General features: G+C 45.5%; 12 protein-coding genes. 7 read left to right on the forward strand and 5 right to left on the reverse strand.

Translation table 11 applies throughout. The features are described from left to right. Positions 1-210: 210 nt before the first annotated feature. Positions 211-849 (reverse strand): DUF4294 domain-containing protein, encoded by a 639-nt coding sequence (locus tag AAAT87_RS07805; protein ID WP_117663810.1) that lies wholly within the window; start codon positions 847-849, stop codon positions 211-213. A 206-nt stretch (positions 850-1055) separates the two neighbouring features. On the opposite strand from AAAT87_RS07805, the gene AAAT87_RS07810 reads away from it, so the two are divergent. Together AAAT87_RS07810 and AAAT87_RS07815 are read left to right on the forward strand one after the other, a co-directional pair. Next, complete coding sequence (locus AAAT87_RS07810; protein ID WP_349226116.1) at positions 1056-3152, forward strand: helix-hairpin-helix domain-containing protein; 2097 nt, start codon at positions 1056-1058, stop codon at positions 3150-3152. A 152-nt stretch (positions 3153-3304) separates the two neighbouring features. After that, positions 3305-4234 carry a glycosyltransferase family 2 protein gene (locus AAAT87_RS07815; RefSeq protein ID WP_349226117.1) on the forward strand — a complete coding sequence of 310 codons (930 nt, stop codon included), beginning with the start codon at positions 3305-3307 and terminating at the stop codon, positions 4232-4234. Positions 4235-4335: 101 nt separating this feature from the next. Here the strand turns inward: AAAT87_RS07815 and AAAT87_RS07820 are convergent, their stop codons facing one another. After that, positions 4336-6042, reverse strand: coding sequence for an ArnT family glycosyltransferase (locus AAAT87_RS07820; protein WP_349226118.1), 1707 nt, complete (start codon positions 6040-6042; stop codon positions 4336-4338). A 140-nt stretch (positions 6043-6182) separates the two neighbouring features. On the opposite strand from AAAT87_RS07820, the gene AAAT87_RS07825 reads away from it, so the two are divergent. Further along, positions 6183-8123, forward strand: coding sequence for an LTA synthase family protein (locus AAAT87_RS07825; RefSeq protein ID WP_349226119.1), 1941 nt, complete (start codon positions 6183-6185; stop codon positions 8121-8123). A gap of 87 nt (positions 8124-8210) precedes the next feature. Here the strand turns inward: AAAT87_RS07825 and AAAT87_RS07830 are convergent, their stop codons facing one another. Continuing rightward, entirely contained in the window at positions 8211-9356 is a 1146-nt protein-coding gene (locus tag AAAT87_RS07830) for an AAA family ATPase (RefSeq protein ID WP_349226120.1), read from the reverse strand. Between the two features lie 242 nt (positions 9357-9598). Continuing rightward, positions 9599-10897, reverse strand: coding sequence for a hypothetical protein (locus tag AAAT87_RS07835; RefSeq protein ID WP_349226121.1), 1299 nt, complete (start codon positions 10895-10897; stop codon positions 9599-9601). A 614-nt stretch (positions 10898-11511) separates the two neighbouring features. Between AAAT87_RS07835 and AAAT87_RS07840 the strand changes: the two genes are divergently transcribed. Beyond that, positions 11512-12666, forward strand: coding sequence for an AAA family ATPase (locus tag AAAT87_RS07840; RefSeq protein ID WP_349226122.1), 1155 nt, complete (start codon positions 11512-11514; stop codon positions 12664-12666). Between the two features lie 49 nt (positions 12667-12715). Here AAAT87_RS07840 and AAAT87_RS07845 read toward each other — a convergent pair whose 3' ends face one another. Next, the gene (locus AAAT87_RS07845; protein ID WP_349226123.1) at positions 12716-14485 is read right to left on the reverse strand and encodes an ATP-binding protein; all 1770 of its coding nucleotides are present in this window, start codon (positions 14483-14485) and stop codon (positions 12716-12718) included. 514 nt (positions 14486-14999) lie between these two features. Here AAAT87_RS07845 and AAAT87_RS07850 point away from each other — a divergent pair. The 3 genes from AAAT87_RS07850 to AAAT87_RS07860 are packed head-to-tail and all read left to right on the forward strand — an operon-like array spanning position 15000 to position 18387. Further along, entirely contained in the window at positions 15000-16832 is a 1833-nt protein-coding gene (locus tag AAAT87_RS07850) for an RNA/DNA-binding domain-containing protein (RefSeq protein ID WP_349226124.1), read from the forward strand. Further along, entirely contained in the window at positions 16829-17602 is a 774-nt protein-coding gene (locus AAAT87_RS07855) for a lipopolysaccharide kinase InaA family protein (RefSeq protein ID WP_154480423.1), read from the forward strand. The genes AAAT87_RS07850 and AAAT87_RS07855 overlap by 4 nt, the downstream gene beginning before the upstream one ends. Next, positions 17599-18387, forward strand: coding sequence for a glycosyltransferase family 2 protein (locus tag AAAT87_RS07860; RefSeq protein WP_154480424.1), 789 nt, complete (start codon positions 17599-17601; stop codon positions 18385-18387). The genes AAAT87_RS07855 and AAAT87_RS07860 overlap by 4 nt, the downstream gene beginning before the upstream one ends. The last annotated feature ends 6 nt before the right edge of the window (positions 18388-18393 follow it).

Consider the following 18393-nt stretch of genomic DNA (forward strand, 5'->3'; position numbering starts at 1 on the left):
ATGTACAATAAAAGAATTTTGGTCGTTTTACAAGTAAATTCTCACGAAACCCTATAGGTTGCGGATTTGAGGGTATAGATAAATACTTCTAATGGTATCCACAACTTTCCCTTGTTTCATCAAAAAATACCCTTAGGGATAGAAGCTGTTTCCAGTTATCAGGAATGCTTCTTTCCCTAAGGGTATTGGTTTTCTTAATAAGGAGTATGATTATATCTGTCCTGATTCTACCTGTCTCACCACTCTTTCCGTGAGCCTATCTACTCCGTTCGGATCATATTTCTTGTTGAGGCTGGCACCGAAGAGGGCGGCGAAAGCCTGGTAGAAACCGGCACGGATAGGGCCGAGGAATGCCTGGATAAGGTGATAGGAGGACGAATTGCACTCACGATACACCAGTTTGATGCAGAGCTTGCCCTGTGCATAGGTGAGTTTCTTCATTCTCGGTGTATATTCCTGCTTGATGCTTTTCTCCACCAGTTTCATGTGCGCATCCTTCGCCTTCTTGTTGGGCAGGGTTTCCAGATAGTCACCCGTTTCGATGATGATCTTTCTCACCTCTTTGGCTATCGGCAGAACTTTCTTGATGTTATATACCAGACGGTTGTACGCCATTCTTTCCTTGGCGTTCTTGAACACCGGCTGTGGATAAACATACACGTTGTTCACCTGTACATACTGTATGCTGTCGTGGTCGAGCAGCACCTTTCCCACCTTCACCATCGGTTCGAAGGTAGGAGCATCCATATCGACTTCCTTGTTTTCAGGCTTGTCGTCATCCGTCTGTGCCATTGTCTGCAGCGTGATGCAGAAGAGCATCGCCAGCAAAAAGAATATCTTCTGTTTCATAAAAATCTTCTTGATCCAATTTTAAAAATCCGCTCCCTGTCCGGAACATCTCTTATATATAAAGAGGTGTAATCCTCTTCAATTCCTAATTATGCCGCAAAATTACAGATAATTTCCCATTTAGAGAAAGAAAGTTACTCTTTTCTTACTCATTTTCAGAATTTCGCAGTATCTTTGTGGAAATTTAATAATTCTTTTGCCTGTCTATGAAGTATTGGCAACCTATCATCCGCTTATTGTTGAAACTGTTTTTTATAGGCAGCTCCCAGTTATTCTATGTCCCTTCTGTTTGTGCCCAGGACTCCTCTTCCCGGTCGGAAGAAGATAGGGAGAAGCATGTCTCTTTGCGTCCTTGGCAGGAATATCTGATGGAACTCTCGGAGATGGAGGATTTCGAACAGACTGCCTGGGAGGATTATGAGGAGGAACTGGAGGAGCTGGCGCAGCATCCGCTGAATCTGAATACGGCTACCCGCGAAGAGATGGAGCATCTGCCTTTCCTCACCCCTTCGCAGGTAGAGGATATCCAGGCATATCTCTATCGCTATCACGGGATGAAGACGATGGCAGAACTGGCTCTCATCCCCAGTATCAGCTGGTATCAGCGGCAGTTGATGAACAGCTTCTTCTATGTAGCCGACGAGACTCCCCGCCAGCAGTTCCCGAGCCTGAAGAATATCCTGAAGTATGGCAAGCACGAGGTGATGGGAATGGTGAAAGTGCCTTTCTATGAGCGCAAGGGCGATGGCAAGGGAGCCGATGGATACCTGGGATATAAGTATAGGCACGGGGTGCGCTATCAGTTCAGGTATGGCGACTATGTGAAGATGGGATTCGTTGGCGCCCAGGATGCGGGCGAACCTTTCGGAAGCGGCAGGAACAATCTGGGATATGATTTCTATTCCTTCTATCTGCAAGTCAGGAAATTAGGCAGATGGAAGAATATCACCCTGGGCAGGTATCGGCTGCACGAGGGAATGGGACTGATTCTCAACAAAGACTTCAGCTTCGGCAAACTCTCGGTACTGTCCTCGCTGGGCAGAACCACCAGCCAGATCAAGGTTCATTCCTCCCGCTCTTCTGCCAACTATCTGCAGGGAGCAGCAGCCACCTATACCTTGTTGAAGGGACTTGACCTTACCGGATTCCTCTCTTATCGCAAGATAGATGCCACGCTGAGTGATGAAGGTGGCATCAAGACCATTCTCAAGACCGGTCTGCACCGTACACGCAGGGAGATAGCCAGGCAGGATATAGCCTCCAATACGCTGGTGGGTGGCAACATCAACTATCGCCATCAGGGCTGGCATATCGGAGCCACCGGTTTCTATACCTCTTTCTCTCTTCCGCTGATGCCGGAAAAGGTGCAGTTGTACAAGCGGTTTGCTCCCGAAGGTGATGCCTTCTGGAATGTGAGTGTAGATTATGGCTATATTTCCCATCGCTGGACGATAGGTGGCGAAACGGCAACGGGTGATTGTGGAGCCGTCGCCACGCTCAATGCTGCTTCTTATCAGTTTTCCGACCATTTCTCGCTCACGGCTGTGCAACGGTTCTATTCTGCCAGATACTATTCCCTGTTCAGCAACAGCTTTGCCGAGGGAAGCAGCGTGCAGGATGAAAACGGCATGTATGTGGGGGCTACGTGGTCGCCAGGCAGTCGCTGGACCATTACCGCCTATAGCGACTTTGCCTATTTTGCCTGGCCTAAGTATCATACCCGTCAGAGTACGCAGAGCTGGGATCATCTGCTGAATATCCTCTATCTTCCTGCCCGTTCCTGGACACTGGGAGCCCGGGTCCGCTATAAGGAAAAGGCGGGAAACGCTACCGGGCGTCTCCGTTTCTATGCCAGCGTTACCATGAAAAACTGGAGTTCCAAGACGAGTGTGGATTATACGAAGTACCGGGAAGGAAATGCGGGCAGCGGTACCGGGAATGCTTCCAGTAGCGGCACCCAGAATGCTTCCAGCAGCGGTTATCTGCTGAATGAAAACCTCGGATATCATTGGCGGTGGTTGAGGCTGCAGGGCAGTTTCGGCTATTTTCACACCCAGGATTTCGCCAGTCGCATCTATGCCTATGAGCCGGGCTTGCTCTATCAGATGAGTTTTGGCAGTTACTTTGGCGAGGGCATCCGCTATGCCCTGATGGCGCGTTCGGAGATCAGCCGTCATCTGCTGGTTATAGCAAAGCTGGGCAGCACCGATTATTTCGACCGCACCCACATCTCTTCCGGCTTGCAGGAAATCGCCGGTTCTCATCAGATGGATCTGGAGGTACAAGTGAAGTGGAAGTGGTGAAATCTGGGATTTATACTGCTTTCCCAGTCCTTCTTTTCAGGAATATGATGCAAGATTATAAAAAAACTGGCGTTTTATTTGTGTATGTAAGAAAATCGGGGTATTTTTGCAATTGATAAGTATCCATGCTAACGACGAAAAAAAGAAAAGTGATGAAGATATTCATAGTGATTCCTTGCTATAATGAGGAAGAAGTATTGCCGAAGACCCTGGAGGTGCTTGGCAATCTGATCAAGAACATCAAGGTAAAAACAGACGCCGACACGGAGTTGCTCCTTGTTGACGACGGTAGCCGTGACCGTACCTGGCAGATGATTTCGGATGCTGCCAAGCAACATCATTATGTACACGGCATCAAGTTATCCCATAATCGTGGACACCAGAATGCACTCTGGGCAGGAATGGAAACGGCGGTAGATCATTGCGATGCGATGGTAAGTATCGATGCCGACCTGCAGGATGATGAGAATGTCATCATCGATATGGTACAGCAGGTGCAGGAAGGCAAGGATATTATCTATGGTGTAAGAAAGGAACGTAAGACCGATACGTTCTTCAAGCGATTCACAGCTCTTGCCTTCTATAAATTGATGCAGAGTGTGGACAAGGATACGGTGCAGAATCATGCAGACTTCCGAATGATGACCAACCGTACCCTCAAGGCATTGATGCAATATCCTGAGCGCAATCTCTTCCTCAGAGCCATCGTCCGCCAGTTGGGTTTCCGAGAGGGATTCGTCTATTACGACCGCAAGGCACGCGAGGCAGGTGAGAGCAAGTATCCGTTTACCAAGATGCTGAGCTTCAGTATCGATGGCATCACTTCGTTCTCCGTGGCACCATTGAAGTTTATCACCTTCCTGGGTCTGGCGATGACTTTAGTAGCCTTCATCATGATTATCTTTGCCTTGGTGGAGCATTTCCAGGGCAAGACCATTCAGGGCTGGACTTCCCTGCTTGTCTCCATGTGGTTTATCGGTGGCATCATCACCACGGGTGTGGGCATCACAGGCATCTACATCGGCAAGATTTATACCGAGGTGAAGCGCCGCCCTCGATACTTTATCGAAGAAAGAGTATAATCTTATCGAAGAAAGAAAATAAGAAGACTATAAATTTGATAGATACAAAAATAGCATCGGGTTGATGAATCCCGATGCTATTTTTTGTATCTGATTATTGATTATTTCTTTTGTGCGATGTTGGCACTTGTCTTTACAAACTGATAGAAGCCTACCGGATGGTGCCATTCTACGAGCCTCCTTACTTCCCAAACCTTCTGGAAGGTATAGTCCTTGCCGAATTTCTCTTTGAAATCTGGCATGTCTTCCTCTGGAATCATCAGCACGCCATCCTGTGGCAGCACCTTGTCAAACTGCTGGATCTTATCGCCCAGATAGAAGTTGAGGCTGAAGAAATGCAGCATATCTACTGACATATAAGAGTAGAGCTTGCTGGTATCAAACTTCTTTTCGATAACCGGCGCCAGATGCTTGTCTGCCTTCGTGTTGAGCACGGCAGGCTGCAGGGTGGAGTCGAGTGTGATGAAAATTGCGATAATCATCACCAATGTATATTTCATCATTTGGCTTGTCTCTTTTTTCTTGAGTGCCTTGAATATATGATAAGCCCCTATTATAAGAAACATATAGCATACGTAGAATAGGATACCATGAGTAGATTCCCCTATTGCATGGAGCATGGCGATGTTGTCGGCTGCATGCTTGCCATGGAAAATGGTATCTGGTATGCCGCCTGCTCGTATAACAAGCGTAGCAATCACAAGGATAACTGCCAGCGAGGCAATCACGCCGGCATATACCTTGATGGCTCCCATCTTTTCCTTCATCATCCAAACGATGTATTCGGCGATGAGATAAGCCATGAACGGATAGCATGGCAGCAGATAGACGCTGCGCTTGCTCTTTGGGATGCAGTAGAAGAAGAGCACCAGGAGGAAGGCGAGCCAGGTGAACACTTGCAGCGGAGTAGCCTTCTTCGCATTCTCCAGGAATCGGGTCTTTGAGAACTTTTTCCATGGCAGGATGAAGAGCGAGAACAGTAATAATAAGGTATAAGGAGCCCAACCCATCACGAGTGTAAGCAGATTGTACCACGCCGGGTTCTCATGCGATTCGTATGCCATCTTGCCCATGAATCGGTCGATGTTCTCTTCCTTTACCAGACGCAGGAACTCGTCGCCGCCTTGCAGATAGGCTGCATAGTACCAGCAGAATGGGATAATGAGCGAGAGCAGGGCGGTTAGCGCCATGCGCCATACGATGCCCCAGAAGTTCTCCCGTTGGGTAAGCATGAATACACCCATCACGAAGCATGGCAGGATGATACCCACAGGACCCTTGGTCAGCGTGGCACCGCTCATGCAGAGGATGGCAAGCCAAGGCAGCTGGTGCTTTCCTTTCTCCCACCAGCGATAGAGCAGATACATGGCTCCCACCATGAAGGCGGTGTTCACCATATCCACACGACAGTTGATTCCCGCACGGTGCACTTCGAAAGCGGTAAGTGTGAGGATGGCTGCGATGAGGCTGATCTGGGTATCCTTGCGCTTGGCATAGAACACGAAGCCGCCGATGGTCATCAATACCAGCGATACTGCGGATGGCAGACGGGAGGTGAACTCATTCACGTAGCCGATGAAAAGGCTGAAGAAAGCGATGCACCAGTGGAAGAAAGGTGGCTTGTAAGGGATGTCGCCTCCATTGTTGATAGGCAATATCCAGTTGCCATGTTCCAGCATGGTGTAGGCAACTACTGCCTCGCGAGGTTCTCCCTTGGTATTGAAATCAGAGAGTCCGAGGAATGGAATCAGCATCACGATGGCTAGAATAGTGATAAGCCATAGGGCTTTGTTGTACTTGATGTTCATGTCTTATCGAAGTCTTATAATGTTATTTTGTCTGCAAAGTTACATATAATTATTTGTTTATAGACAGAATAAGGTGGGAATTTTGCTTTTATTGGGATATAATTATTAACTTTGCACCCGATTTCTAAAGTAGAATAAAGATGAAACGATATTTTAAGGCTTTGGGTTATCTCCTTTCGGTGCATGTATTGGCATTGTTGGTGATGACTCTTTTCAGATTGGTAGAATTCATAGCCCTGCATGGCATGATAGTAGATGCAGGGGTGAGTAGGGTAATGGCGTTTGTCAAGGGTGTATGGTTCGACAATGTCATTGCTTGTTATATTTCGGTATTGCCTGTGGCTGTGCTCCTTGTAGCTGCCAGTCTGGGGTGGTGTCATCGCCGTTTGCTGCGTGGCATCAACATCTGGTATGCGGCATGGTTTGCCATCGCCTTCATGCCTTCGGCAGCCAATACCCCTTATTTCCAGTATTTCTTCAAGAACATCAACTCCAGCATCTTCGGGTGGTTCGGCTATGTAGCCACCACATCGGGCATGCTCTTGCAGGAGTCTTCCTATTGGCTCTATATCGCCCTCTATTTCGTGTTCACGGGGGCATTTATCTATGCGCTCGTCCGCCTGCGCCGCTATTTCGAGGGGCTTTTCCTGTTGCCAAAGGACAATATGCACCTGATGCTGGTGGTAAGCCGTTTCCTCATTTCTGCGGTGATGATAGGTTTCTGCCTTTTCGGCATCCGTGGCAGAATGGGCTATAATCCTATCAAGGTGAGCCAGGCTTACTATTGCGAGGATTCCTTCCTCAACCAGCTCGGCATCAATCCGGCATTTAATCTCCTTACTTCGGCACTCGACGATATGCGCAAGGAGAACAAGGAACTGCATCTCATGCCATACGCTGAGGCTATCACGAATACCCGTCAGTGGCTCGGTATTACGGGAAAGGTGGATAGCACGAATATTCTGAAGCGTGAGGTGGTGAACGATTCCCTGATGATGAAGAAGAATCATCCTAATGTGGTGGTGATACTGATGGAGTCGATGTCGGCAAACTTGCTGGGTACTTTCGGCAATCAGCAGCCGCTCACTCCAACGCTCGATTCGCTCTATCATCATTCCCTGGCGTTCACCCACTTTTATAGTGCCGGCATCCATACCAACCACGGTATGACGGCTACGCTCTACAGTTTCCCTGCCCTCATGTTCCGCAACCTGATGAAGGGAACGGTGACTCCGCGCCGCAAGGGTATCGCCACGGTGTTGAAGAAGTATGGCTACGAGAACATGTTCTTCATGACTCACGAGGCACAGTATGACAACATGAAGGCTTTCTTCCAGACCAATGGCTACGATGACATCTTCTCTCAGGAGAACTATCCTAAGAGCGAGGTGGTGAACAGCTTTGGCGTGAGCGACCATTTCGAGATGGGCTATGCCCTCAACACCATCAACCAGAAGGCGAAGACGGGCAAGCCTTTCATGGCTACCATCCTCACCGTGAGCAATCATCCGCCATATATCATTCCTGATTTCTTCAAGCCGAAGACCAAGGAGAAGGAAACGCAGATTGTGGAGTATGCCGACTGGGCGATAGGCGACTTTCTGAAGAAGGCAAGCCGGGAGCCTTGGTATAAGAACACGATATTCGTGATTCAGGCAGACCATGGCAAGCTGGTGGGTAAGAGCGAGGGCGAGTTGCCTCAGTCGTACAACCACATTCCGCTCATCATTTTCGGTCCGGGTGTTCCGCAGCAGCAGTATGCCGGTTTGGGTATGCAGGTAGATGTAATGCCTACGCTTTTCGGCCTGATGAATCTGAATTATGAGTACGAGGGCTTCGGCGTGGATTTGCTGAAGCAGCAGCGCCCGATGGTATTCTATTCGGCAGATAACCAGATTGTGGCAAGAGACCATCAGCGTTGCTTCGTTTATAATCCATCAATGAACCGCAATTTCTGCTATGATGTGTTGCCGAATGGCAATCTGAAGGAAAACAAGCAGGAGTCTAAGTTCTGGGATTTGAAGACCTATGTCTTCTCGAATATCCAGGCAGCGGAGTATATTGAGCGACATCAGCAATAAAACACGGATATCATCATAAACAGTAATCCCCCACCACGTTTTGGCTGCGTGATGGGGGATTAACTGTTTATATAGTTTTTCTATTTTTTATTGAGGCAAAATGTTGCAGTATTCCCGTTTGAACCACAGTTCGAAGACGGGGTCAACCATCTTGAAGCCATCGCCCGATTTCTCAATGAAGTCTCTTTCTACAAGAGTCTTCTTGTTCTTGGTGATGGTGCGTGGAGCACCGAGTCCATATTCTGCTACAACCTGTTGGGCATGGAAATGAGTCTCTCCCATGCAGACGGCACGCAGGAATGCTATTTGTGAGGCAGGCATGCCATCAATATCGGTAATGAACATATCGGCATTGGTATCCAGAAGTTTGGTAAGCTGTGACTGATAGATTTCCTCTGTCACCTCTGTTGCCGTACGTGTCCAGATGAGAAAGCAGAATTGCTGCATGTACCAGGAGTGGCATTGCACGGCATTGCAGATTCGCTCTATCATTTCATTGCTGATAGACTTGCCATAATTGTAGAAACTGTCGTGGATGAAAGGCTTCCAGTATTCCTTGGCTATCTTCTTCAATGTCATCATCTGTCCAAAACGGTAGAATGGATTCTTCGAGTTGCCGAATATATCCATCATCATGTGGCGTTTACTGCCATAGAGACAATAGGTCGTACTGTGTTGTCCCTGCCATACCGAACGCATGGTTCCTTCTAGGCGCTTCCAGTCGGGCAGGTTTGCCAATTGTTGGAACTCATCAATACACACGATGACATGGATGCCTTTTGCCTTGGCAATCTTTTCTGGTAGATTGAGTATTTCTTCGGCACTTTCCTTCAGGGGCTTGAAGTTTAGATTTACTTCTACGGCATTCACCGGGTCGCTGTTGATGGTAAGGCTTGGAGATATGGATTGGATGAACTTTACGATGTCAGCCCATCTCTTTTCCATCGTGGAAGAAACTCCCTGGAGTATTGCACTTGCAAACTTGTGGTAGAACTCTTCCTCAGAGAAAATCTTGAAGGCATCCAGATAGCATACTCTCACATCCTTCTGTTCTTGCTTCAGCTCTTCCATAGCTGCTTTGACAAGTGAAGACTTACCCCATCTTCTTGGAGAAATCAGCATCACGTTGATGCCTCCTCCAAGAAAAGTCTTGAGGTCTCTTCTATCTTCAATTCTATCAATGAAATATTCATTTTCAGCGATAGAACCATATTCAAATGGTATCTTGTTCATATACTTAAAGTCTTGATTCTCTGCAAAGTTACAAAATTATACCCAAAGGTATTATACCCTAGGGTATAATTTATGAAACTTTATGTATTTCTCTTCATCATTATCTCTTTTTCGAGTGTTATCAGCAATGAAATGGTGATATCATCAGAAACAGTAATCCCCCACCACGCAGCCAAAGCGTGATGGGGGATTAACTGTTTTAGGAGATTCAAGATGCCTTATGCAGAAAGTGTAGATGTGCTTTATGCCGAGAGGGTAAGCTTCTGCCAGATTTCGGTGTCGCCACTCTTCAGCTTCTTGCAGAGACCACGCTTGGTCCAGCGGCTTATCATCTTACGGATGGTTTCACGACTGGCTCCGTCGCCACGCTCACGGCTGGCATCAAAGAGGGTGAACTGCTCCGGGAGTTGGGCGAAGAGCAGGGTGTTACGGGATTTATAGACAGGGATTGCCTCGTTGTCCTGCTGCTGCTTGTCGAGGCGCAAGCCAAACATCTCCATCTGCATGGCGAGCACGTAGTCGGCTACAGCCTTGGCAAAACGGATGCAGGCATCGGTCTCCTCTTCGGTCTGCTCCAGAATGTGGAAGATAACGCCACAACGGAAGCCGATGACTGCGGAACGGCGACGATACACATCCATCACACGATCGGCATTCGCCAGGGCGAGTTGCCTCTTTGCTTCGAGCCACTGGCAGAACTCCTCGCACATACGGGGCAGCTCCATCACGCCGTGGCTACGCTCCAGCAGACTTACCGCCTTGAGGATGTTGGCCTGCTCCTCCTCGGTGTAGCCGTGGTGCTGGCTGAGGGGTGCGAAGGATGTATCTGGCATCTTGGCGAGCATCATGCGGGAAGAAGAACCATCCTCGATGTTGTCATCGGTGAAGAACTTCTGGAAGATGTTCTGGGTGCAGCAGCCTGTGAAGTTGAGCTGGGCGTGGGTTACGCCGCTGGTGGCGGTGATGTAATCCTGACCCACCTCGCTCTGGTCGAACGCCTTACGGAAGTAGTCGCCGAACACCTTCCATACGCTCTTCATCGAACCGAGCTCCTCGCTGAACATATACATGGTATGGCCATCGGCACAGAGCTGACGACGCATCAGGGCCGACTTAGAGATGGTATCGCCGATGTGACGGATGCAAGGCTTAGGGTCTATTACGCCCTTCTTGCCCTTGTGCTGCTGGTACCATGCCTCCTCCTCACGTGGTTTCTCATCGTCCTTATCCATCTTCTTCGCCCAGATGCTCTCGATTCTACGGCATACGCCCTTACCCGAAGCCTGCTCGCCGATGATGATAGACATGAGTGCCATCGGAGTCTCGCTGCCGTCGCAATACTTCGCCTTCACGCCGTCGGCGTAGGCTGCGGCAATAGGGAGGGCAGAGAAGAGGGCAGGCACGCGAGCCTCTGGGGCTACGCCAGAGAGTGAATCACGGAGTCCGAGTGGGAGCTGATCTACAGGAAAGTCGTTGAGTGGTTGTGTACTAGCTTTAGCAGCCAAAAGATTCTCAGAGTTTTGAATGGTTAAATTTTCCATGCTTTTAGTGTTTAAAAAGTTCGGTTGCCGGACTATCCGGTAATCGGGGGCAAAAATACGACATTCTTTTGTAACCGCCAAATTTCGGCTGGCGATAAGGTCCCAAATTCAGCAGCCGTTCGGAGCAAATTGTGTTAATAAATGCAACTCGTAGTTTTGTGGGTGGAGAAACATAGTATAAGAGGAGTAAAGTCATAGCTTCTCGGATCTCTAGTTTTTGTTTCGATACCTGAACCCCTCTTTCTTTCTCATAAAAAATAACACGGACAAATTGAATTTGTCCGGACAATTTGTCCGGTTGCTTGTAACTTATTGATTTTCTTCCTGTTATAAACCTATCGGACAACCATCCGGACAAATTCAATTTGTCCGTGTTTAAAAAATCGCCCCCGTTTATCCCTTTATGATATAATGCGTAAATAGTTGATTAATAGTAGTTTCTGTAAAAAGTTACTAGTTTTAAACAACTTTGTTTAAAACAACCTTGTTTAATCTGTTTTTTTTTGCTATCTTTGCAGAAGATTTGCTGCACTCGGCAATTTGAAAGCTTCTGCCCTTTCAGGGCGTGTGGAGCTTACATGCGATTTTCAGTAGTATATAATAAGGTAGTGATTATGAGAAAAAGTAAAGAAGCTCCGTTTGTGTTCGGTGTTCGTGTGGAGGGAGATTCTTTCACCGACCGAAGAGAGGAAACAGAACGCCTGAAGGCGAACTTTACGTATGGAGTGAATACGATATTGATTTCGCCTCGTCGTATGGGTAAGACTTCATTGGTGGATAAGGTGTGTTCGCTTGTAGAGAGCGAAGACATCAGGATAGCTCGTATAGATGCCTTTGGCTGTCGCTCTGAGAATGATTTTATCAATGCTTTTGCCACAGCTGTGGTTCGGGCTACTTCTTCAAAATGGGAAGAATGGATGGAGAATGCCAAGGTGTTCTTAAGCCGTTTCGTTCCGAAAATCAGTATCGGTCAAGATCCTTTGTCTGATTTCTCTTTGTCGTTGGAGTATAATGCAGGTAACAATACAACAGAAGAGGTTTTGAGACTTCCGGAAATGATAGCTCGGTCTAAAGGTTGTCATATCGTAGTCTGCATCGATGAATTTCAGCAGATAGGTGATTTCCCTGATTCCTTGACCTTCCAGAAGAAGCTCCGTAGCGTATGGCAATTACAGAGTCATGTATCTTACTGCCTTTATGGAAGCAAGAAACACATGATGGAACAAATGTTCCAGAATGCCAGTTACCCATTCTATCGCTTTGGTGATTTCTTCTATCTGAATAAAATTAGCGAGAAAGACTGGGTGGAGTATATCTGTCAGCGTTTCGAATCTACTGGCAAGCATATTTCTGAAGAGCTGGCTCGAGAAATCTGTCAGGTAACAGATAGGTATTCCTCTTATGTACAGCAGTTGGCATGGTTTGTATGGTTGCGTGTACAGGATGATTCTGTAGCAACAGAAGAGGACTTGAAATATGGAATAGACCGGTTGCTGGATGCCAGCGAGCCTTTGTTTATTCAGCAGACCGAAGACCTTTCTGCCTATCAGATGAATTTCCTGCATGCCATCACTAATGGAGTACATACCGGTTTCACCCAGACGGCAATATTGGAAACTTATCGCCTGGGTACTGCCGCCAATGTAACCCGCCTCAAGAAGTCCTTGATGGTGAAAGATCTGATTACAATACCTGCTCCTAAGCATCTGGAAATGAGTGACCCCATTTTGGCGTTGTGGCTCAAGAGAAGAGTTTGGAAGTTGACGTAATTTAGGCTTAGGGGAGATTGTCCGTGGATAAGACAACCTCTCCTGAGCCTTATTCTTCCGTTACTTCCTCGCACATTACCATTTCTGCTCCTCGGTAGATAACTACGAGTTTGTGGAGCTTAGTGGTCTTGACCGACTCCTTGACGATGTCGCTATTGGCATAGCGGCAGATTTGGGCAGAGGCTTCCTTGAAGAGAACTTGCAGCTGTTTGTCTTCGGTATTGGTCTTGCAGTATTTCAGTTCGATGATGTAACTGTCCACCATGTCCTTGTAGATGTCGCAGAGCGGAGAAAGGAAGATGTCGGCATAGCCACCATCGTTGTCTAGCTCTGAGATAGGGCGATAGAACTGGTTCTGGCTGGTCATCGCCAAGGTGAAACCATGCACGAATGCTTCTCCCTTCTGCTTGTCACGCTGAGAAGAGTAACGCTTCAGACTGTCGGCGATGAACTCAAAGTATGCCTTGTAGTTGCCATCGTATGCCAATTGAGACTCTAATTTTCCCTTATTGAAACTATCATAGGTCAAATCGTTCTCCTTGTAGGTGTCTAAGAGATATGTATACATCTGGTCTCGTACTACCTCGTTTGGAATGATAAACTTGGTGACTCCCTTGTAATCACCATCTATCGTTACCATGCCGAAATAGAAGAGCAGACTCAGGAAGTTGTCTGGGTCGTTGATGCGCTCGGCAGGGAAGTTCTCTACGAGCTTACCTGTGACGAATCCTTGGGTTACCAACTGCTGGATGATGCTGGCATCATGAGCAAATTCCTTGTCATGACGGATAAGCATACGTACTTTGTCATAGTCGATACGTATATTGCTCTCTACCATATTCTTAGGAATGTCGTAGTTGTTGCGGATGTACTTGTCTAAGAAGTTAAGTACCATCACAGAATTGTACATCGTAGTTTTTCCGTACTCCTCTTCGGCAAAGCAATAGTTGTCATACCATGGCTTCATCACCTTGATGAGTTCATCCACGCTGTGGTTGAATGGCAACACACTGGAGTAGTAGCCCAGCATATCTCTTACTTCATCCTCAGTGAATCCTGTCATTTCATTGAATTCCGGAGCCAGAGAGTAATTGGTGCCGATATTGAATCCGCTTGTCAGGTCATCCATCGTTACAGGGCTAACGCCTGTTACGAAGACACGTGCCAAGGTATCGCCTGCAGCTCCCTTGATGGTATCGAAGAATTTTCTGAGATATCCTTCGCCATGGGTCTGTATGCGGTATCTCTGTTCATGCTCCTTGTGTGCGAGAATCTGGTTGGTGAAGTGGTCGTACTCGTCAATGAAGAGATAAATCTTCTGACCAGATTTTTTGCTTTGGGTGCAAAGATAGTTTAATTGGTTGACGGCATCTTCCTGTTGGTTGAGGCCTTCTTTGGTACCTTCTGGTAAGAGATGCGAATATACATCCACGAAGTAATTAAACTGCGTCCTGCAATAATTGTCCATGCCATGCTTGTAGTCGTTTAGGTCGCCTACAATAATGGCAAAGTTGAGATGGATGATGAGATAACTATTATGTTCGGGAGTTGGATTCTCACCAATATAAAGCTTGCCAAAAATTTCATCAAACTTGTCTTTCTTGTTGATGTCATAGTAATTTTCAAGCATGGAGATGGTAAGGCTCTTGCCGAATCGGCGAGGCCTTATAAAGAAGAAGTACATATTAGAGTCTTCTATTTCCTCGATGAAAGGAGTCTTATCTACATAGTAGCAATCCCTTTCAATCACATCCTCAAAATTCTGCATACCATAAGGTATTCGCTTGCGATAGATTCGCTTTTTTCTTTCTCTTACCATAGCTCTTTACTTTTTGCAATGACTGAGTACAAAGTTACGAAATATTCTTGAAAGTCGATATGCTAGTGGCATTTATTTATGAAACTTTATCAAAGATAAGATGCCAGCACTTGGGCTGGCATCTTATTGTTACTTAAAGAATCTGTTAAGCTGTTTGATGGCTTTGTCAAGTAAATGCTGCCCCCCTCCATATCAAGATGCAGGCAGGTGTATACAGACGAGCGTATTCCTTGATGTAATACCAGGGTTTGCTGTTTTTTCCGCTATGGAATTTATATTTCAATTTTTGAATATTCATAGGATTTCTTTTTGTTTATGAAAACGCTGATGATGTTATTAGGTACAAAAATACGAAATATACTTTAATCTTGCAAGAAAATGGATAAAAAAAGCAAGTATCAATGAAGGAAGAAAGATAATCTTTCTAAAATTTGGCGTTTCTGATAGTTTTTCGTATCTTTGCAACCTATGAGATACCAGGAAGGTATCTTGTTAAAGAATATAAAAGAATTGTATGTTAGAAGTACGTGATAGATTAAACTTCGAGGATTATCTGGATTCACTCTTGAATAGCGTAGAGAGTGATGACTTGGAGTTTAAAAGTGCTGCCGGTGGATTTCCTGGTAGCTTTTGGGATACTTACTCAGCCTTCGCCAATAGTGAAGGAGGAGTTATCGTGCTTGGAGTTATAGAAAGAAAAGGTAAGTTCTATATAGATAATCTATCTGATGAACAGATAGAGAAATACACCAAGGACTTTTGGAATAATGTGAATAATCGGGCTACGGTTAGTTGCAACCTGTTAAAAACAGAAGATGTTGTGGTAGAAGATTACAATGGTCACAAACTTATGTTATTCTTTATTCCTCGTGCATCCAGAGAACAGCGTCCTGTTTATAGAACGTCTCAACCCTATAATGGTACTTTTAAGCGCAATCATGAAGGTGATTATAAATGTACGGAGCGAGAAGTTCAGCGTATGTTTTCAGATGCGAATGTTTCTAATCCCGCTGATAGCCGCATTTTGAGAAATTATTCATTGGATGATTTAGATATGGAGTCTGTTGCTCAATATCGACAATTATTAAAGTTAGCCAAGCCAGATCATCCTTGGTCTGTTTTGTCTGATTTTGAATTTCTTAAAAAGATAGGTGCTTATCGTACTGATCGTGGAACGAAAGAAGAAGGTTTTACTGTGGCAGGAGTTTTGATGTTTGGTAAAGAAAATGCCATTACTGATAATGAATGTTGCCCCAACTTCTTTCCTGATTACCAAGAAAAGCTATCAGATAATCCTGAGATACGATGGACCAATCGTATTTGTCCTGATGGAACTTGGGAGGCAAATTTATTCCAATTCTATCTTCGTGTTCTTCCAAGATTATCAGCGGTCTTGCCAAAACCTTTCATCTTGGAGGGCAATATTCGTCGTGATGAAACTCCTGCGCATGTGGCTGTTCGCGAAGCTCTGGTGAATTTTTGTATTCATACCGATTATTCGGAAAATGCAACAATGGTAGTGCGATTGTATAGCAATAAAATTGTTTTTACTAACCCGGGAACTCTGTTGGTTTCTAAAATGCAATATTATGGAGAAAGTGCTAGCGTATGTCGCAACAAGACTCTTCAAAAGATGTTTATGTTGATTGGCTCTGCTGAAAAAGCGGGAAGTGGAGTTGATAAGATATTGGCAGGTTGGCGATTTGCAAATTGGAGAGCACCTATGTTGAGAACATTAAGTCAGCCTGACTTAGTGGAACTCACAATGATGATGGAGTCGATGATGGATGAAGGAACAAAGGAAAGATTGGTTCTGATATTTGGAACAGAAGTTTTTTCTTTGGGACATGAACGCCTGTTGACTCTTAATGCAGCTTGTACAGATGGATATATTACAAATGAGAGCTTAAGGGTTGTCCTTAACCAGCATAAGGCAGAAGTTGCCGATTTGTTGAAAGATATGTGTAAGCATAAATTGCTGGTTCAAGAGGGATATGGTAGAGAAACCAAGTATCGGTTGCCTATGACAGTTAAGGTTGCAAGTCCTGACTCTAAGGTTGCAAGTTCCGGTTCTAAGGTTGCAAGCTCTGGCTCTAAGGTTGCAAGTTCTCCTATGCCAAATTTGATAAAACAGAGGATGTCTTATTCTGAGCTCAAAGATAAGATATGTTCTTTTTGTTCAGATTGGGTAAGTGTCGATGAATTGGCAGAAGAACTTCGTAGGAAAAGAACATATTTGAGGAATAAAATAATTCCTAAGATGCTAGAAGATAATAGTTTGGAGATGCTATTCCTTGGCGTTCCTAACCATCCTAGTCAAAAATATAAAAGTACTGTAAAGAAATGAAGATAAAGATAAACCCAAAATACGAAGAGATGAGAAGTTTCATCGAACGCATCCCGGATGTATTCGAGCAGGAGGGATGTTGCATCTTTGAAGGACGAAATGTTATCAAGGCTTTTCATGTAAAGTTTGATGGAAAAGAGAAAGAAGTTGTGGTGAAGAGATACAAGCAGCCTAATTTCATTCAGAAGATAGGATATAGCTTCTTCCGCTCTACCAAGGCTTTCCGTGCCTATGAGAATGCCCTTAGGCTGATGGCAGATGGCTTTGCCACTCCCGAAGGCTTTGGATATATTGAAACGAGGGTAAAGGGACTTATTGACTATTGCTACTTTATCTCTGATATTGATAACAGTATGCCTATCAACGATCAGTTGAACTCTCCAGAGAAATTCAACAGGGTGATGGCGGCAGATTATGCGCACTTTGTGAATCGATTGCACCAGAAAGGCATCATCGATATTGACTTGAATGCCGGCAATGTGCTGTATCAGCTTCAGGCTGATGGTCATTATACGTTCTCGCTTATCGATATCAATCGTATGAGGTTTTACTCAGGCTATCCGCCGATGAAGGAATGTGTGGAAAACCTGACGAGGTTTACCGGAAGAATGGATGTCTTCGAGTGTGTGGCACGAGAGTATGTGAAACTGCGGGGAATGGATGAGAAAATATTACAAAAAATAATAGAAGCAAAGAAGATACACGATTGGCGATGGGCACATCGCAAAGGTATCTTGCATTATTTTAAACGCAAAAAGTTAGGTTTATGAAAACAACATTATTGATTACGACTTACAATTGGTCTAAAGCCTTAGAACTCGTGTTGTATAGCGTGTTGCATCAGCATGTTATGCCTGATGAAGTTGTTATTGCTGACGATGGTTCTACCGAAGAGACTAAAAAACTGATAGACCGTTATGCTGAAAAAATGCCAGTACCGGTAATTTGGGTTTGGCAGGAAGATAAGGGATTCAGAAGAACTACCATTTTGAATAAGGCAATAGCAAAGGCTACGGGTGATTATATCATCCAAGTTGATGGAGATGTTGTTTTGAGTTCTCATTTTGTAGAAGACCATATAGAAATGGCTCAGAAAGGATGTTTCGTCTGTGGAAGTAGAGTGCTGCTATCTGCCCAGATTTCCAAAAAAATTTTGGATACAAAGGTAGTCAATGTGAATCTTTGGAACATGCCTTTCAGTTATGTAAGCAACAGCTTCCGTTCTCATGTGTTCCGCAGATTGCTGGCTTTTCGCTATGCTCGTAGAATCGACCATCTCAGAGGTTGCAATATGGCTTATTGGAGAGAGGATGCCATCAAGGTAAATGGTTACAATGAGGATTTGCTGGAATGGGGACATGAGGATGCCGAGTTTGCCTATCGCCTGCATTTTGCTGGCGTTCGGAAGAAGGCTCTGAAGATGGGAGGAATCATGTACCATCTTTATCACAAGGAGGCGTCTAAAGCCCAAGAGAACATGCATAAAGATGTTTTGAACCAGGTGAAGAAGGAGCGTTTGGTTCGTTGCACAAATGGTATCGATCAATATTTATAGTATATA

Origin of the sequence: Segatella sinensis (genome assembly GCF_040095255.1) — a bacterium.
Classification (GTDB): domain Bacteria; phylum Bacteroidota; class Bacteroidia; order Bacteroidales; family Bacteroidaceae; genus Prevotella; species Prevotella sinensis.

Bases quoted from the DNA above. Each gene is read 5' to 3' on its own strand.
- AAAT87_RS07805 (WP_117663810.1), bottom strand. From the start codon at position 849: ATGAAACAGAAGATATTCTTTTTGCTGGCGATGCTCTTCTGCATCACG.
- AAAT87_RS07835 (WP_349226121.1), bottom strand. From the start codon at position 10,897: ATGGAAAATTTAACCATTCAAAACTCTGAGAATCTTTTGGCTGCTAAA.
- AAAT87_RS07860 (WP_154480424.1), top strand. From the start codon at position 17,599: ATGAAAACAACATTATTGATTACGACTTACAATTGGTCTAAAGCCTTA.
- AAAT87_RS07840 (WP_349226122.1), top strand. From the start codon at position 11,512: ATGAGAAAAAGTAAAGAAGCTCCGTTTGTGTTCGGTGTTCGTGTGGAG.
- AAAT87_RS07850 (WP_349226124.1), top strand. From the start codon at position 15,000: ATGTTAGAAGTACGTGATAGATTAAACTTCGAGGATTATCTGGATTCA.
- AAAT87_RS07825 (WP_349226119.1), top strand. From the start codon at position 6,183: ATGAAACGATATTTTAAGGCTTTGGGTTATCTCCTTTCGGTGCATGTA.
- AAAT87_RS07820 (WP_349226118.1), bottom strand. From the start codon at position 6,042: ATGAACATCAAGTACAACAAAGCCCTATGGCTTATCACTATTCTAGCC.
- AAAT87_RS07855 (WP_154480423.1), top strand. From the start codon at position 16,829: ATGAAGATAAAGATAAACCCAAAATACGAAGAGATGAGAAGTTTCATC.
- AAAT87_RS07845 (WP_349226123.1), bottom strand. From the start codon at position 14,485: ATGGTAAGAGAAAGAAAAAAGCGAATCTATCGCAAGCGAATACCTTAT.
- AAAT87_RS07810 (WP_349226116.1), top strand. From the start codon at position 1,056: ATGAAGTATTGGCAACCTATCATCCGCTTATTGTTGAAACTGTTTTTT.
- AAAT87_RS07815 (WP_349226117.1), top strand. From the start codon at position 3,305: ATGAAGATATTCATAGTGATTCCTTGCTATAATGAGGAAGAAGTATTG.
- AAAT87_RS07830 (WP_349226120.1), bottom strand. From the start codon at position 9,356: ATGAACAAGATACCATTTGAATATGGTTCTATCGCTGAAAATGAATAT.